The 16067-nt window shown below is 70.5% G+C and carries 14 protein-coding genes; 12 read left to right on the top strand and 2 right to left on the bottom strand.

The window, feature by feature from the left end; genetic code table 11:
* Positions 1-39 precede the first annotated feature (39 nt).
* The 10 genes from V5F49_RS13425 to V5F49_RS13380 all read left to right on the top strand — a co-directional run bounded on the left by V5F49_RS13425 (position 40) and on the right by V5F49_RS13380 (position 13166).
* Positions 40-630 (top strand): ANTAR domain-containing response regulator, encoded by a 591-nt coding sequence (locus V5F49_RS13425; protein WP_394117311.1) that lies wholly within the window; start codon positions 40-42, stop codon positions 628-630.
* Positions 627-1760: a CmpA/NrtA family ABC transporter substrate-binding protein gene (locus V5F49_RS13420; protein ID WP_394117312.1), complete on the top strand. Its 1134-nt coding sequence runs from the start codon at positions 627-629 to the stop codon at positions 1758-1760. The genes V5F49_RS13425 and V5F49_RS13420 overlap by 4 nt, the downstream gene beginning before the upstream one ends.
* Before the next feature lie 336 nt (positions 1761-2096).
* On the top strand, positions 2097-3455 hold the full coding sequence (locus V5F49_RS13415; RefSeq protein WP_394117313.1) for a CmpA/NrtA family ABC transporter substrate-binding protein: 1359 nt from the start codon (positions 2097-2099) through the stop codon (positions 3453-3455).
* 86 nt (positions 3456-3541) lie between these two features.
* Entirely contained in the window at positions 3542-4435 is an 894-nt protein-coding gene (gene ntrB, locus V5F49_RS13410; protein ID WP_394117314.1) for a nitrate ABC transporter permease, read from the top strand.
* A gap of 28 nt (positions 4436-4463) precedes the next feature.
* On the top strand, positions 4464-5258 hold the full coding sequence (locus tag V5F49_RS13405; RefSeq protein WP_394117315.1) for an ABC transporter ATP-binding protein: 795 nt from the start codon (positions 4464-4466) through the stop codon (positions 5256-5258).
* Between the two features lie 64 nt (positions 5259-5322).
* Positions 5323-5745, top strand: coding sequence for a globin family protein (locus V5F49_RS13400; protein WP_394117316.1), 423 nt, complete (start codon positions 5323-5325; stop codon positions 5743-5745).
* Positions 5746-5755: 10 nt separating this feature from the next.
* Positions 5756-6970: an NAD(P)/FAD-dependent oxidoreductase gene (locus V5F49_RS13395; protein ID WP_394117317.1), complete on the top strand. Its 1215-nt coding sequence runs from the start codon at positions 5756-5758 to the stop codon at positions 6968-6970.
* Between the two features lie 10 nt (positions 6971-6980).
* The gene (locus V5F49_RS13390) at positions 6981-8738 is read left to right on the top strand and encodes a NirA family protein (RefSeq protein ID WP_394117318.1); all 1758 of its coding nucleotides are present in this window, start codon (positions 6981-6983) and stop codon (positions 8736-8738) included.
* A 35-nt stretch (positions 8739-8773) separates the two neighbouring features.
* Complete coding sequence (locus V5F49_RS13385) at positions 8774-10390, top strand: sulfite reductase subunit alpha (protein ID WP_394117319.1); 1617 nt, start codon at positions 8774-8776, stop codon at positions 10388-10390.
* 61 nt (positions 10391-10451) lie between these two features.
* Positions 10452-13166 (top strand): nitrate reductase, encoded by a 2715-nt coding sequence (locus V5F49_RS13380; protein ID WP_394117320.1) that lies wholly within the window; start codon positions 10452-10454, stop codon positions 13164-13166.
* 412 nt (positions 13167-13578) lie between these two features.
* Here V5F49_RS13380 and ppa read toward each other — a convergent pair whose 3' ends face one another.
* Together ppa and V5F49_RS13370 are read right to left on the bottom strand one after the other, a co-directional pair.
* Positions 13579-14121 (bottom strand): inorganic diphosphatase, encoded by a 543-nt coding sequence (gene ppa / locus V5F49_RS13375; protein ID WP_394117321.1) that lies wholly within the window; start codon positions 14119-14121, stop codon positions 13579-13581.
* A gap of 57 nt (positions 14122-14178) precedes the next feature.
* The gene (locus tag V5F49_RS13370) at positions 14179-14688 is read right to left on the bottom strand and encodes a GNAT family N-acetyltransferase (protein ID WP_394117322.1); all 510 of its coding nucleotides are present in this window, start codon (positions 14686-14688) and stop codon (positions 14179-14181) included.
* A 174-nt stretch (positions 14689-14862) separates the two neighbouring features.
* Here V5F49_RS13370 and V5F49_RS13365 point away from each other — a divergent pair, with 174 nt between their 5' ends.
* Positions 14863-15177 carry a hypothetical protein gene (locus V5F49_RS13365; protein ID WP_394117323.1) on the top strand — a complete coding sequence of 105 codons (315 nt, stop codon included), beginning with the start codon at positions 14863-14865 and terminating at the stop codon, positions 15175-15177.
* A 140-nt stretch (positions 15178-15317) separates the two neighbouring features.
* A complete protein-coding gene (msrA, locus tag V5F49_RS13360) occupies positions 15318-15977 on the top strand; it encodes a peptide-methionine (S)-S-oxide reductase MsrA (RefSeq protein WP_394117324.1) in 660 nt (219 codons plus the stop codon).
* Positions 15978-16067 lie beyond the last annotated feature (90 nt).

Genomic DNA, 16067 nt, shown 5'->3' with positions numbered 1-16067 from the left:
TCGGCGCGCGTGCCGGCCCCGTACCTGCCCCGGACACGCATGACCAGCGACCTCCTCCTGCGGATCGTGATCGTGGATGAAAGCCCCGTGCGCGCGGCCATCCTCGAGGAGGGGCTGCGGGAGTCCGGCTTCGAGAACGTGCTGCGCATCGAGGGCCGCAACAACCTTCTGGAGCGCATCTACGCCATCGATCCGGACGTGATCCTGATCGACCTCGAGGACCCCTCGCGCGACACCATCGAGCAGATGTTCCAGGTGAGCCGCGAGGTGAAGCGGCCGGTCGCCATGTTCGTCGACCAGACCGACTCGAAGACCATCGAGGATGCCATCGAGGCGGGCGTCGCCTCCTATGTGGTGGACGGGCTCAGGAAGGACCGGGTGAAGCCCATCCTGGAGACCACCATCTCCCGCTTCCGCGCCTTCGCCCGGCTGAAGGCGGAGCTGGAGGAGGCCAAGACCCAGCTGGAGGAGCGCAAGGTCATCGACCGCGCCAAGATGATCCTGATGAAGATGAAGGGCATCGACGAGGAGGCGGCCTACGGCCTCCTGCGCCGCACCGCCATGAACGAGAAGAAGCGCATCGTCGACATCGCCCAGTCCATCATCACCGCCGCGGAGCTCCTGCGATGAGACGGCTTGCCATCGGCTTCATCCCGCTCACCGACGCCGCCGTGCTGATCGCCGCCGCCGAGCGCGGCTTCGCCATGGCCGAGGGCATCGAGATCGAGCTGCACAAGGAAGTCTCCTGGGCCAACATCCGCGACAAGGTGAACATCGGCCTGCTCGACGGCGCGCACATGCTGGGGCCGCTCGCCATCGCCTCCTCGCTCGGGCTCGGCCATGTGCGGGTGCCGCTGGTCGTGCCGTTCGCGCTCAATCTCAACGGCAGCGCCATCACCATCGACAAGCACGTCTATGCCGCCATGGGCGAGGTCGGGGAGGACCTGTCGAGCGCTCCCGCCGCCGCCCGCGCTCTGGGCAAGGTGGTGCGGCAGAGGAAGGCGGAAGGGCGCGAGCCGCTGGTGTTCGCGGCGGTCTATTCCTTCTCCACCCACACCTATCTCATCCGCCATTTCCTTGCCGCCGGCGGCGTGGACCCGGACCGCGACGTGCGGCTCGTGGTGGTGCCGCCGCCGTTCATGGCGGAAAGCCTGCGCGGCGGGCTCATCCACGGCTTTTCTGTCGGCTCGCCCTGGAACTCGGTGGCGGTGGACGCGGACGTGGGCCGAATCGCCGTGCTGGGGGCGGAAGTGTTCGGCTGGGTGCCGGAGAAGGTGCTGGGCGTGCACGCCCGTTTCGCCAATGCCGAGCCGGAGGTGCTGCATCGCCTGGTGCGCGCGCTCCATGCCGCGGCGCGCTGGTGCGAGGACGAGGCCAACCATGCCGATCTCGCCCGGCTGCTCGGCGAGCCGCGCCACCTGAACCTGCCGGCGGACGTGCTGCGCCGGACCCTCGACGGGCGGCTCCACTCGGCGCCCGGCGGGCGCCTGCGCGCGCACCCCGACTATCTCATCCTCAACCGCGACGGCGCCAACCGCCCCGCGCCCGATCATGCCCTGTGGATGTATGCCCAGATCGTGGCGGCGGGCCAGGGCGAGTTCGCGCCCGACGCGGCGCGCGAGGCCATGGGCGTCTACCGGCCGGACATCTTCGACGCGGCGGTGGGGCCGGTGCCGGTGCGTCATCCGGGGCCGGACTGCGTCGCCACCCAGTTCGGCGAGGCGTTCGACGCCGCCGCCTTCCTTGCCCGCGGGCAGTGAAAGCCATCGGCGGCGCCACCGCAGCGCACAATTTGAAAGCAGGCTGCCGCACGCAAATGCACGCCCTTTTGGCAGCCGACTCCCGCGCCTAAATTTGCGCCAGACACTTAAATGTTCTAATTCAATGACATAGTCGATCCACCCCAATTGGCCCGCCGCTTGCATTTGAGAATGCGAGCGCGGTCAACGACGATCGCGTCACCCCATAAAAATTCGTCCCAAAGACGGGACCCGCAGCAAAGCCGCTGACACCGAGGCCTCAAGGCCTTCGCGATGTCGTGCGGCTTTTTTTGTTTCGGGTCCCGTCGCTGCTTTGCCGATCCAGAGGGAAAGAGAATGAGCGACGTTCAGAAGACCAAGCCGGGCCAGTCCGCCGAACCGACCACCGCTCCCGCCGGCGGGGTATCCCGCCGCTCGCTGCTGAAGGGCACCGCGGCGGCATTGGGCACGGCCGCGCTGTTCGACGCCGTGCGCATGGCGTTCCCCGGCGGCGTTCCCTCCGCCTATGCGGCGGCGCCGGAGACCACCAAGGCGACGCTCGGCTACATCGCGCTGATGGATGCCTCCCCCCTGGTGATCGCCAAGGAGAAGGGCCTGTTCGCCAAGCACGGCGTGCCCGACGTGGAGGTGGTGAAGCAGGCCTCCTGGGGCGCCACCCGTGACAACCTCGTGCTCGGCGGCGAGAAGAACGGCATCGACGGCGCCCACATCCTCACCCCGATGCCCTACCTCATCTCCACGGGCAAGGTGACGCAGAACAACGTGCCGACGCCTATGTACATCCTGGCGCGCCTGAACCTCGACGCGCAGGCCATCTCGGTCTCCAACGAATACAAGGACCTCGGCGTCACCTCCGACGCCAAGGCGCTGAAGGAGGCGTTCGCCGCCAAGCGCGCCGCCGGCAAGGAAGTGAAGGTCGCCATGACCTTCCCGGGCGGCACCCACGACCTGTGGATCCGCTACTGGCTGGCCTCGGCCGGCATCGATCCGGACAAGGACGTCTCCACCATCGTGGTGCCGCCGCCGCAGATGGTGGCGAACATGAAGGTGGGCAACATGGACGCCTTCTGCGTGGGCGAGCCGTGGAACGAGCAGCTGGTGAACCAGGGCATCGGCTTCACCGCCTGCACCACCGGCGAGATCTGGAGGCACCACCCGGAGAAGGCGCTCGGCATGCGCGCCGACTACGTGGAGAAGAACCCCAACGCCACCCGGGCCATCCTGATGGCGGTGCTGGAAGCCCAGCAGTGGTGCGACAAGATGGAGAACAAGCAGGAGCTGGCCGAGATCGTCGGCAAGCGCCAGTGGTTCAACGTCCCCGTCGCCGACATCATCGGCCGCCTGAAGGGCGACATCAATTACGGCAACGGCCGGGTGGTGAAGAACTCCGATCAGTACATGAAGTTCTGGATGGATCACGCCTCCTATCCGTTCAAGAGCCATGATGCCTGGTTCATCACCGAGGACATCCGCTGGGGCAAGTTCGAGCCTGCGACGGACATCAACGCCCTCGTCAACAAGGTGAACCGCGAGGACATCTGGCGCGAGGCCGCCAAGACGCTGGGCGTCGCCGCCGCCGACATTCCTGCCACCTCCTCGCGCGGCAAGGAAACCTTCTTCGACGGCAAGGTCTTTGATCCCGCCGATCCGCAGGCCTACCTGAAGAGCCTCGGCATCAAGCGCATCGACGCCTGACACGTCATTGCGGGGCCCAGCGCCCCCCGGCCCCTCCCGCCTCAGGGAGGGGCGCTTCCCGAACCCGCGAACCGGAGCGCCTGCCCATGTCCGTCACCGCCCTGAAGGAGCCGCCGCGCGAGGCCCGCCGCTCCGGCACCGCAGAAGTTCTCATGCTGAAAACCACCGCCGCTCCCCGTCCCTCCCGCTGGCCGGGCTATGCCCGCAGCATCGCCGCCACCGTCATCCCGCCGCTGGTGATGGTGCTGCTGCTCGGGCTCCTGTGGGAGCTACTGTGCTCCGGTCCCGGCGCCACCCTGCCGCCGCCGAGCCGCATCTGGGCGGACTCCAAGGACCTCATCCTCGACCCGTTCTTCGTCGCCGGCCCGCAGGACATCGGCCTCGGCTGGCGCGTGCTGGTCTCGCTCCAGCGCGTGGCGGTGGGCTTCGGCCTCGCGGCGGTGGCGGGCATCGTGCTCGGCGCCGTCGTCGGGCAGTCGGTGTGGGCCATGCGAGGGCTCGATCCGATCTTCCAGGTGCTGCGCACCGTGCCGCCGCTGGCCTGGCTGCCGATCGCGCTCGCCGCCTTCCGCGACAGCAATCCCTCGGCGATCTTCGTCATCTTCATCACCGCCATCTGGCCGATCATCATCAACACGGCGGTCGGCATCCGCAACATCCCGCAGGATTACCGCAACGTGGCGCAGGTGCTGCGGCTGAACCCGATCGAATTCTTCTGGAAGATCATGCTGCCGTCGGCGGCGCCCTACATCTTCACCGGCCTTCGCATCGGTATCGGCCTCTCCTGGCTCGCGATCGTTGCCGCGGAGATGCTCACCGGCGGCGTCGGCATCGGCTTCTTCATCTGGGATGCGTGGAACTCCTCCCGCCTGCCCGACATCATCGTGGCCCTCATCTACATCGGCCTCGTGGGCTTCGTGCTGGACCGGCTGGTCGCCGGCGTCGGCGCCTTCGTCACCCGCGGCACCCAGGCCGCCTGATCCCCGCACATCCTTTCGGAGGCAAGCCATGCCCGCCTATCTCGAGCTCAGCCAGATCGGAAAGAGCTTCACCCGCGGCGCCGCCACCACCGAGGTGCTGCGCGACGTCTCCCTCGACATCGCCAAGGGCGAATACATCTCCATCATCGGCCATTCCGGCTGCGGCAAGTCCACGCTGCTGAACATCGTCGCCGGCCTCACCCCGGTCACCACCGGCGGGGTGATCCTCGACGGGCGGGAGGTGAACGCTCCCGGCCCGGACCGCGCGGTCGTGTTCCAGAACCACTCGCTGCTGCCGTGGCTCACCGTCTACGACAACGTGCGCCTCGCCGTGGACAAGGTGTTCTCCGGCACCCGCTCCCGCGCAGAGCGCGACGCCTGGACCATGCACAACCTCGACCTCGTGCAGATGGCCCACGCCAAGGACAAGCGCCCCTCGGAAATCTCCGGCGGCATGAAGCAGCGCGTGGGCATCGCCCGGGCGCTCGCCATGGAGCCGAAGGTGCTGCTGCTGGACGAGCCGTTCGGCGCGCTGGACGCGCTCACCCGCGCCCACCTGCAGGACAGCGTGATGCAGATCCACGCCAGCCTCGGCAACACCATCCTCATGATCACCCACGACGTGGACGAGGCGGTGCTCCTCTCCGACCGCATCGTGATGATGACCAACGGCCCCTCCGCCCGCATCGGCGAGGTGCTGGAGGTGAAGCTGGGCCGCCCGCGCAAGCGGCTCGAGCTGGTGGCCGACCCCACCTACATCAAGGCCCGCGAGGCGGTGCTGAAGTTCCTCCACGAGCGCCACCGCTTCGTCGAGGCCGCCTGACCCTGCGGACGGGCGGCCGCCGCGCCGCCCGTCCTGCCCTCATTTCAGAGCCAGGGAGACGCATATGACCCCGAACCAGATTGATCTCATCCAGGATTCGTTCCGCAAGGTCGTTCCCATCGCCGACACCGCCGCCGGCCTGTTCTACGGCCGGCTGTTCGAGATCGCGCCCGAAGTGAAGCCCATGTTCAGGGGCGACATGAAGGAGCAGGGCAAGAAGCTGATGGCGACGCTCGGCATCGTCGTCGCCGGCCTGCGCGACCTGCCCTCCATCGTCCCCGCCGCCGAGAACCTCGCCCGCAAGCATGTCGGCTACGGCGTGAAGGATGAGCATTACGCCCCCGTGGGGGCCGCCCTGCTGTGGACGCTGGAGCAGGGCCTCGGGCCGGACTTCACCCCCGAGACCAAGGCCGCCTGGGCGGACGCCTACGGCCTCCTGTCCTCCGTCATGATCCGCGCCGCCGCGGATCAGGTCCCGGCCGAGTGAGGAGGCGGGCGTGAGCGAGCCCCTCCTCGTCATCGGCAACGGCATGGCCGCGGCGAAGCTCTGCGAGGAGCTGACCCAGCGCGCCCTCGGCCGCCATGCGGTCGCCGTGATCGGGGCGGAGCCGCATCTCGCCTATAACCGCGTGCTGCTCTCCGAGGTGCTCGCCGGCCACATGCGCGCCGAGGAAGCCCGGATGAAGCCCGCCGCCTGGTGGCGCGACCGGGGGGTGACGCTCCAGTACGGCACCCCCGCCGTCGCCATCGACCGGGACCGCCGCGAGGTGGCGCTTTCCGACGGCCGGCGCCTTGCCTATTCCCGCCTCGTGCTGGCCACCGGCTCCCACCCCATCCGCCTGCCGCTGAAGGGCATGGAATTGCCGGGCGTCCACACCTTCCGCGACCTGAAGGACGTGGAGGCGCTGCTCGCCGCCGCCGCCGTGCCGGGCACCCGCGCCGTGGTCATCGGCGGCGGCCTGCTGGGGCTGGAGGCGGCGGTCGGCCTCGCCGGCGCCGGCGTGCGCACCACCCTCGTCCATCTCATGGACCGGCTGATGGAGCGCCAGCTCGATGCCGAGGCCGCCGGCTTCCTCCGGCGCGCCGTCGAGGCGCGTGGGGTGGAGGTGCTGCTCGGCGCCCATTCCGACGCCATCACCGGCGAGGGGCACGCCACCGGCCTTGCCCTCAAGGACGGGCGCGTCATCCCCGCCGATCTGGTGGTGGTGGCCTGCGGCGTCACCCCCAATGCCGACCTCGCCCGCGCCGCCGGGCTGGAGGTGAAGCGCGGCATCGTGGTGGACGATCAGCTCGCCACGTCCGATCCCCTGATCAGCGCCATCGGCGAATGCGCGGAACATCGCGGCCTCGCCTATGGCCTCGTGGCACCGGCCTATGAGCAGGCCCGCGTGCTCGCCCGCCGTCTGGCGGGGGAGGATGCGCGCTACACGGGCTCGGTGGTCGCCACCAATCTGAAGGTCTCCGGCGTGCCGGTCCTCTCCGCCGGAGACGTGACCGGCGGCGCGGGCAGCGAAAGCATCGTCCTCACCGACCGTGGCCTCGGCCTCTACCGGCGGCTCATCGTGAAGGACGGCCTGCTCATCGGCGCCGTGCTGTTCGGCGACACCGCCGACGGCCTCTTCTACCTCGATCTCATCACCAACCGCACCCCCATCACCGCCATGCGCTCGGACCTCGTCTTCGGGCGGGACGCGATCGCGGCGGCGGCCTGAGGAGGACATCATGGGCGGCGATTTTTCCATCGACCAGAAGCGCTATCTGGAAGGCTTCGTCTCCGGCGCGAAGGCCGTGCAGGTCACCCGCGGCGCCGTGCCCCCCGCCGCGCCGGCCACAGCCGAGCCCACCGGCCCCGACGCCGCCAGCCTCAAGGCCATGGCCCGGTTCGAGGCCGAGGGCCGCAAGCTCTCCCCCGAGGAGAAGGGCAAGCGCGAGGAGCTGGGGCTCGATTCCTACGACCGCATGCGCGCGGCCGCCGGCGCCGGCGCCTTCCCCAAGGGCCCGGACGTGTTCCGCTGGAAATTCCACGGCCTGTTCCATGTCGCCCCGGCGCAGGACAGCTTCATGTGCCGCCTGCGCATTCCGGGCGGCATCCTCACCCACTGGCAGTTCCGCGGCGTCGCCGACATCGCCGAGGCGCACGGCGGCGGCTACAGCGACGTGACCACCCGCGCCAACCTGCAGATCCGCGAGATCCCGGCCACGGACGGCATCGCCGTGCTGGAGAAGCTGGTGGATCTGGGCCTGACCGCCAAGGGCTCGGGCGCAGACAACATCCGCAACGTCACCGGCACCCCCACCGCCGGCATCGACCCGCGCGAGCTCCTCGACACCCGACCGCTGGCGAAGGCCTGGCACCACTACATCCTCAACTCCCGCGACATGTACGGCCTGCCGCGCAAGTTCAACGTGGCGTTCGACGGCGCCGGCGTCATCGGCGCGCTGGAGGACACCAACGACATCGGCTTCCAGGCGGTCGAGATCGTGGACGGCTACGGCGTCGCACCCGGCGTGTGGCTGCGCCTCGCGCTCGGCGGCATCACCGGGCACAAGGATTTCGCCCGCGACACCGGCGTCATCGTCGGCCCCGACGAGGCGACGGCGGTGGCGGCGGCCATCGTGCGGGTGTTCATCGACACCGGCGACCGCACCGACCGCAAGAAGGCGCGGCTGAAATACGTGCTCGATTCCATGGGCTTCGACGGCTTCCTCGCGCTGGTCGAAAAGAAGCTCGGCCGGGCGCTCACCCGTGTGCCGGCGGAAGCCGCCCTCCCCCGCGCCGAGCCCGACCGCCTCGCCCATCTCGGCGTGCATCCGCAGAAGCAGGCAGGGCTGAACTATATCGGCGTCGGCCTGCCGGTGGGCCGCATGAGCGTCGCCCACATGCGCGGCCTCGCCGACATCGCAGCCCGCCTCGGCGACGGGGATATCCGCCTCACCGTGTGGCAGAACCTGCTGGTCTCCGGCATCCCGGATGCGCACGTGGAGGAAGCCCGCGCCGCCATCGTCGCCCTCGGCCTCTCCTGCGAGGCGACGCCGCTCCAGGCCGGGATCGTCGCCTGCACCGGCTCGCGCGGCTGCCGCTTCGCCGGCGCCGACACCAAGGGCACCGCACGCGCCATCCTCGAGCATTGCGCCGGACGGGTGGAGCCCGACGGCCCGGTGAACATCCATGTCACCGGCTGCCACAATTCCTGCGCCCAGCATTACATCGGCGATATCGGCCTCATCGGCGCGCGGGTGGCCATCAATGACGATGGCGACACGGTGGACGGCTATCACCTCCTCGTGGGCGGCGGCTTCGGCGCCGAGGCGGCCATCGCCCGCGAGCTCTATCGCGACGTGAAGGCCGAGGACGCCCCGGCGCTGGTGGAGCGCCTCATGAAGACGTGGCTTTCCCACCGCGCCCCCGGCGAGGGCTTCGCCGCCTTCACCCGCCGCATCGAACCGGACGCGCTGAAGGCGCTCGCCGACGCCGCCTGACCCCGCGCCCCCGGACATCCGACACAGAGCCCGCCATGAGCCTCCAGACCCGCATCCCCCTCGTCCCCGTGCTGCCGGACAGCGCGCCCTTCACCTCCGAGCAGCGCGCATGGCTGAACGGCTTCTTCGCCGCCATCCTCTCGGCCGACCAGGCGGCGCCCACCGCCCTCTCCGCCGGGGATGCCGCCGCGCTGCTGCCGGAACTGCCCGCCACCCCCGCCGCCGAGGCGGACGACGGCGCGCCCTGGCACGATCCCGCCATGCCGCTCGCCGAGCGCATGGCGCTGGCGGAGGGCCGCCCCCTCGCCCGGCGCATGATGGCGGCCATGGCGCAGCAGGATTGCGGCCAGTGCGGCTATGTGTGCGAGACCTATGCCAAGGCGCTCGCCTCCGGCGGCGAGACCAAGCTGAACCTGTGCGCCCCCGGCGGCAAGGAGACGCTGCGCATGCTCAAGCAGCTCTCCGGCGAGGGCGCGGCGCCGGCCGCGGAAGCCCCCGCCCCGGCCGCGCCCGTGGCGGCCCCGGCCCCGGTCGAGGCGGGGCGCGGCACCCGCGAGAACCCCGGCGAGGTCACCTTCCTCGGCCGCTCCCGCCTGAACAGGGACGGCTCGGAGAAGGAGACCTGGCACATCGAGTTCGATCTCGAAGGCTCGGGCATAGACTATGTGGCCGGCGACAGCTTCGGCGTGTTCCCGGTGAATGATCCCGATCTCGTGGCGTCGGTGCTCGCCGCGCTCCACGCGCCGGCCGACTTCCCCATCGCCGACAAGACGCTGGCGGAGGTGCTGGCGCGCGAGGTGTGCCTCAAATCCGCGCCCGACGCCCTGTTCACCCTCATCTCCTATCTGGTGGGCGGCGAGCGCAAGGCCAAGGCCCGGGCGCTGGCCGCCGGCGAGGACCCGGATGGAGATGCCGGAACCCTCGACGTGCTGGCGGCGCTGGAGAAATTCCCCGGTATCCGGCCCGATCCCGAGGCGCTGGTGGAATGCCTGGAGCCGCTCCAGCCCCGGCTCTATTCCATCTCCTCCAGTCCCGTCGCCACCCCCGGCAGGCTCACCCTGACGGTGGATGCGGTGCGCTATGACCAGTCGGGCCGCACAAGGCTCGGCGTCGCCTCAACCTTCCTCGGCGGACGCATCGCGCCCGGCACGCGGATGAAGGCCTATATCCAGAAGGCGCACGGCTTCGCCTTGCCGGCCGACCTGTCGAAGGACGTCATCATGGTCGGCCCCGGCACCGGCATCGCCCCGTTCCGCTCCTTCCTGCACGAACGTCGCGCCACCGCCGCCCCGGGCCGCAACTGGCTGTTCTTCGGCCACCAGCGGCGCGACACGGACTTCTTCTACGAGGAGGAGCTGGCGGAGCTTTCCACCTGCGGCACCCTCACCCGGCTCGACACCGCCTGGTCGCGCGACGGCGCCAGCAAGGTCTATGTGCAGGACAGGATCCGCGAGGCCGGCCCGGAGCTGTGGGCGTGGCTCTCCGGCGGCGCGCATTTCTACATCTGCGGCGATGCCAAGCGCATGGCCAAGGACGTGGAAGCCGCCCTTACCGCGGTGGCGGCCGAGCACGGCGGACTTTCGGCCGAGGCGGCGGCGCGCTTCATCGCCGAGCTGAAAGCCGCCGGCCGCTATCAGGCCGACGTATATTGAGCCGGCACCGCGCCGTGCCCTTCACGCTCCCGCACCACGCCTCAGGCAGGACCGGCCGCCCATGAACGCTCCGCTCGCCTCGCCCCCGTCGGTGAAGTCCACCTGCCCGTATTGCGGGGTCGGCTGCGGCGTCCGCGCGACGCCCGACGGCACGGGCGGCGCCCTCATCGCCGGCGATGGCGAACATCCGGCCAATCTCGGCCGCCTGTGCTCCAAGGGCGCGGCGCTGGGGGAGACCATCGGCCTTTCCACCCGCCTGCTGCACCCCATGGTGCGCGGAATGGATGGCGCGCTCGTGCGCACTGGCTGGGACGACGCCCTCGACCGGGTGGCGGACGGCCTGCGCGCGGTGATGGCGCAGCACGGGCCGCAGGCGGTGGCCTTCTATCTCTCCGGCCAGCTGCTGACCGAGGATTATTACGCCGCCAACAAGCTGGCCAAGGGCTTCCTCGGCACCGCCAACGTGGACACCAATTCGCGCCTGTGCATGTCCTCCTCGGTGGCGGGACACAAGCGGGGTTTCGGCTCCGATACGGTCCCCGGCGCCTATGAGGACCTGGAACAGGCCGACCTCATCGTGCTCACCGGCTCCAACGCCGCCTGGTGCCATCCGGTGCTGTTCCGCCGCATGGAGGCGGCGCGCAAGGCGCGGGGCACGAAGATCGTCGTCATCGACCCGCGCCGCACCGAGACCGCGGCGGAAGCCGACCTGCACCTGCCCCTCGCCCACGGCACCGACGCCGCCCTGTTCGGCGGGCTGCTGGTGCATCTGGCGCAAAGCCCGGCCTTCGACGCCGCCTATGTGCGCGACCACACCACGGGTTTCGACGCGGCCCTCGCCGCCGCCCGCGCCGCCACGCCGGACGCCGCCGCCACCGCCCGCGTCTGCGGGCTCGATGCGGCGGACGTGGCGCGCTTCTTCGACCTGTTCACGGCCACCGGGCGCGTGGTCACCTGCTATTCCCAAGGGGTGAACCAGGCGGCGGCGGGCACCGACAAGGTCAATGCCATCCTCAACTGCCATCTCGCCACCGGCCGCATCGGCCGGGAGGGGATGGGCCCCTTCTCCCTCACCGGCCAGCCCAATGCCATGGGCGGGCGCGAGGTGGGCGGGCTGGCCAACCAGCTCGCCGCCCACATGGGCTTCGCGCCGGAGGAGGTGGACCGTGTCCGCCGCTTCTGGGATGCGCCGCAGATGGCCGAGCGCGAGGGGCTCAAAGCGGTGGACATGTTCGCCGCCATCGCCCGCGGCGAGATCAAGGCGCTGTGGGTGATGGGCACCAACCCGGCCGTGAGCCTGCCCGATGCGGACGGCGTGCGGGCGGCGCTGGAACGGCTCGACCTGTTCGTCCTATCCGAGAACGTGCGCGAGAACGATACCGCCGCCTGCCGCCCCCATGTGCTCCTGCCCGCCGCGGCCTGGGGCGAGAAGGACGGCACCGTCACCAATTCCGAGCGGCGCATCTCGCGCCAGCGCCCGTTCCTCGCCCGCGCGGGGGAGGCCATGCCCGACTGGTGGGCGCTCGCCCGCGTGGCGGAGCGGCTGGGGCATGGCGGAGCGTTCGCCTGGCGCGGGCCGGCGGACATCTTCCGCGAGCATGCCGCCCTCTCCGGCTTCGAGAACGGCGGCACCCGCGATTTCGACATTTCCGGCCTCGCCGGCCTCGATGACGCGGCTTACGAGACTCTGGCGCCGGTGCAATGGCCGGTGCCGGCCGGCGCCGCGCCCGCCGGCACCGCGCGCCTGTTCGCCCGGGGCGGCTTCTTCACGCCGGACCGCAAGGCGCGGTTCGTGGCGCCGGCGCCTGTCGCCGCCGCCCGCGCCGAGGCGCCGTTCCCCTTCCTGCTGAACACCGGCCGCATCCGCGACCAGTGGCACACCATGACCCGCACCGGCCTTGCCCCGCGCCTCGGCGCGCATGTGCCCGCGCCGTTCGTGGCGGTGCACCCCGATGATGCGGCGGTGTCCGGCCTCGCGGACGGCGCGCTGGCGCAGGTGTCCACCGCCCTCGGCACGGCGGTGCTGGAGGTGCGGCACGACGCCGGCCAGCCGCGCGGCACCCTGTTCGCCCCCATCCACTGGAGCGCGGGCACCTCATCCCACGGCCGCGTCGGCGCGCTGGTGCACAAGGTGACGGACCCGTTCTCCGGCCAGCCGGACGCCAAGGCGACGCCGGCCGCCATCGCGCCCTTCGCGGCGCCGCTGGCCGGCTTCGTGCTGTCACGCCGGCGGCGGATGCTGCCGAAGGGGGCATGGTGGGCGCGGGTGGCGCTGGAGGGCGGTTTCGGCTGGCGGGTCGCGGGCACGGCGGGGCCGGCCGCATGGGCCGAATGGGCGCGGTCGGCGCGCGCCGGAGATGGCGCGCAGGCCGAGGGCGCGGCGGACACGGACCTGGCGGAGCTGGTGGACGAGGCCGGCGGCGTCTATCGCGCGGCGGCGTTCGACGCGGCGGGGCGGCTGGAGTTTGCCGTGTTCGTGGGGCCGGCGCAAAGCCGTCCGGCCTGGGACGGCCTTGCAGCCCTGCTGGCGGAGGAGACGGTTTCGGACGCGGACCGGCGGCAGCTGCTGTCCGGACGGCGGGCGGGGGCGGGCGCCGCCTGCGGGCCGCTGGTGTGCGCCTGCTTCGGCGTGCCGCGCGACGACATCCTCGGCGCCATCGCGTCCGGCGCGCTGGATGCGGCGGCCGTGGGCGAGAAGCTCAAGGCGGGGACGAATTGCGGGTCTTGCCTGCCGGAGATCCGCCGCCTGATCGCGGCCGCGACGGTGGCGGCCTGAGGCGGGCGGCAGCCTCACGCTTCCGGCGACCGCGACAGCCGGCGACCCGAGCGGGGAAGGCCTCAGCCGGGAAAGCCTGCCGCGACAAAGCCGGAACCCGGAAACGCGCCCGTTCGCGGCGCATGGAAGACGCCTTTGGGAGGTCTTTTGGGAGCGCGGCGGCTCTTGCGGCGTCGCCTTGCGGCCTACCTCGGGGGCGTCGCCAGAACATCCCTGCGGACGGAATATCCCGGACGCCGCAAGACAGGAAACCGCCGCAGGACAGGAAACGGCACGGCCGGCCGAGCCCCGCCATGATCCTCGCGAGGCGGCGACCGCCGCGCGCGGAAATGCCCGAGCCCGTCGAACACATCTCCGCACGCCCCCGGGCCCGCTTAAGCCCGCTGCGTGCGGAGATGCCTTGGGGGCTGGATCAGCCCTCCTTGCCCTCGGCCTTGGCGCGCTCGATGCCTTCGAGGATGAGCTTCTGGGCCTCGGCGGCATCGCGCCAGCCGACGATCTTCACCCACTTGTTGGGCTCAAGGTCCTTGTAGTGCTCGAAGAAGTGCTCGATCTGCTGGAGCGTGATCTCCGGCAGGTCGTTGTAGTTCTGCACCTTGTCGTAGCGCTTGGTCAGCTTGGAGGAGGGCACGGCGATGATCTTCTCGTCCATGCCGGCCTCGTCCTCCATCAGGAGCACGCCCACCGGGCGCACCGAGATGACCGCACCCGCCACGATGGCGCGGGTGTTGGCCACCAGCACGTCGCACGGGTCGCCATCGCCCGAGAGGGTGTGGGGAATGAAGCCGTAGTTTCCAGGATACCGCATGGCGGTATAAAGGAAGCGATCGACAAACAGCGTACCGGCAGCCTTGTCGAGCTCGTACTTGATCGGCTCACCCCCGATGGGAACCTCGATCAACACGTTCACATCGTGGGGCGGGTTCTTGCCGATCGGGATCGCATCGATGCGCATGTCACACTCGCTGGAAAGCTAAGCTTCGTTCCACGCGGACGAATGCCCGCGCGGGCGCTACCGCTGCCAAGCGAACGCGGTCTTGTCCAGCGTTTTCGAGCCGAACTGCTCCGTTGAGGATGCGACCGGTTGCCCCCCTAGCGATTGGTAGAATGCCACGGCGTTCTCGTTTTCGGCGAGCGCCCAGACCACGAGCCCCTCCAGCCGGGCGATGGCGAGGTCGCGCCGGGCCACGGAAAACAGCCGCTGGCCGAAGCCAAGCCCTTGATAGAGCGGGTGAAGGTAGATCTCGTAGATCTCCCCGCCATAAGGCAGGGCCTTGGCGCGGTTGCCGCCGTAATTGACATAGCCGGCGAGGTCGTCCCCCACCAGCAGCACCGACAGGCGGCTGCCGCGCCGGATGGCGGCATCCCACCAGCGCGGGCCGCGCCGCTCCACCATGCGCTCCAGCTCGAGGCCCGGAATCAGCCCGCGATAGGCCGAGCGCCAGGCGGCGTCGTGCACCGCCGCGATCGCCTTTGCGTCAGCTGGCTTGGCCCTGCGTATCTCGATAAGGCCCGTGCTCATAGGACGATGGAAGCATCCTGCGCGCCGCGCATCAAGGGGGCATGGCCGCAGGCCCGCTTTTTCCCGGAACACCCGCCCGCCGCCGGCCGGCCGCGCACGGGCGGGGTGCATTCCGCGCCGATCCCGCCTAAAGAGGGGAGCTGTCACAGCCGCGAAGGAGCCGCGTGCCGCCCCATGATCCGCTTCCTGTTCCGCTTCATCGGATTCTGGCTTCTCGCCGGCGGCTTCGTCGCCCTCATCGTGGACGGGACGCGCTCCATCGCGGCCTCCGCGCTCCTGTTCACCTCGGCCGGGGATGCCTGGTTCGCCATCTCGCCCGGCACGCTGGAGCGGATCGAGGCCTCGGGGCGGGCGAGCCTGCCGACGGTATGGAACGTCGCCATCCTGCCCCTGCTCTCGCTGCCGGCCTTCCTGCTGCTGGTGGTGGTGGGGCTGGCGCTGCTCGGCCTCGGCCGGGTGCGCGAGCGTTCGCGATTCGAGGTGAGCTGAGGCGTTCCCTCTCGCGGAACGGGCAGGAACACCCCATATCCGGTGTCCGGCCCGGCCCCTGAGCCGGCGCCTCCCTCTTGAACCGCGACACAGCCGGCCCGGGTCCGATGCCCGCGGCCGCCCGCGCGAGGAGCCCCGCCATGTTCTGGCTGAAGAAGTCCCTCGACCTGCCCACCGCCGAAGAGGCCCTGCCCGGCCGCGCCGCGCCGGTGCCCACGGCCGAGGTCCATTACGTCAACGGCCACGCCCTGAAGGGACCCTACCCGCAGGGATTCCGCACGGCGGTGTTCGCCCTCGGCTGCTTCTGGGGCGCGGAGCGCAAGTTCTGGCAGACCAAGGGCGTGTGGGCCACCGCGGTTGGCTATGTGGCCGGCCACACGCCCAATCCCACCTATGAGGAGGTGTGCTCGGGCCGCACCGGGCATACCGAGGCGGTGCTGGTGGTCTATGACCCCGCGGTCGTCTCCTACGAGGCGCTGCTGAAGATCTTCTTCGAGGCACATGACCCGACCCAGGGCATGCGCCAGGGCAATGACGTGGGCACCCAGTACCGCTCGGGCATCTACGCGGCGGACGACGCGCAGCTGAAGGCGGCGGAGGAAGCGAAGGCCACCTATGAGGCGGCGCTGAAGGGGAAGGGCTTCGGCTCCATCACCACCGAGATCGCGCCGCTCGGCCCGTTCTACTTCGCCGAGGGCTACCACCAGCAGTATCTGGCGAAGAACCCCAACGGCTATTGCGGCCTCGGCGGCACCGGCGTCTCCTGCCCCATCGGCACGGGCGTGGCCGCCACTGCCTGAACCGGCGCGGGCGGGGGCCCTGTCCTCCGCCCGGCCCTGTTTCCGCTGCCTTCCTCCTGTTGCAAAGGCCGCCCGGGCGCGGTTCATTGG

It is taken from the genome of Xanthobacter lutulentifluminis (genome assembly GCF_043194675.2).
Taxonomy (GTDB): domain Bacteria; phylum Pseudomonadota; class Alphaproteobacteria; order Rhizobiales; family Xanthobacteraceae; genus Xanthobacter.
This window is presented reverse-complemented; position numbering and strand designations above follow the sequence as displayed.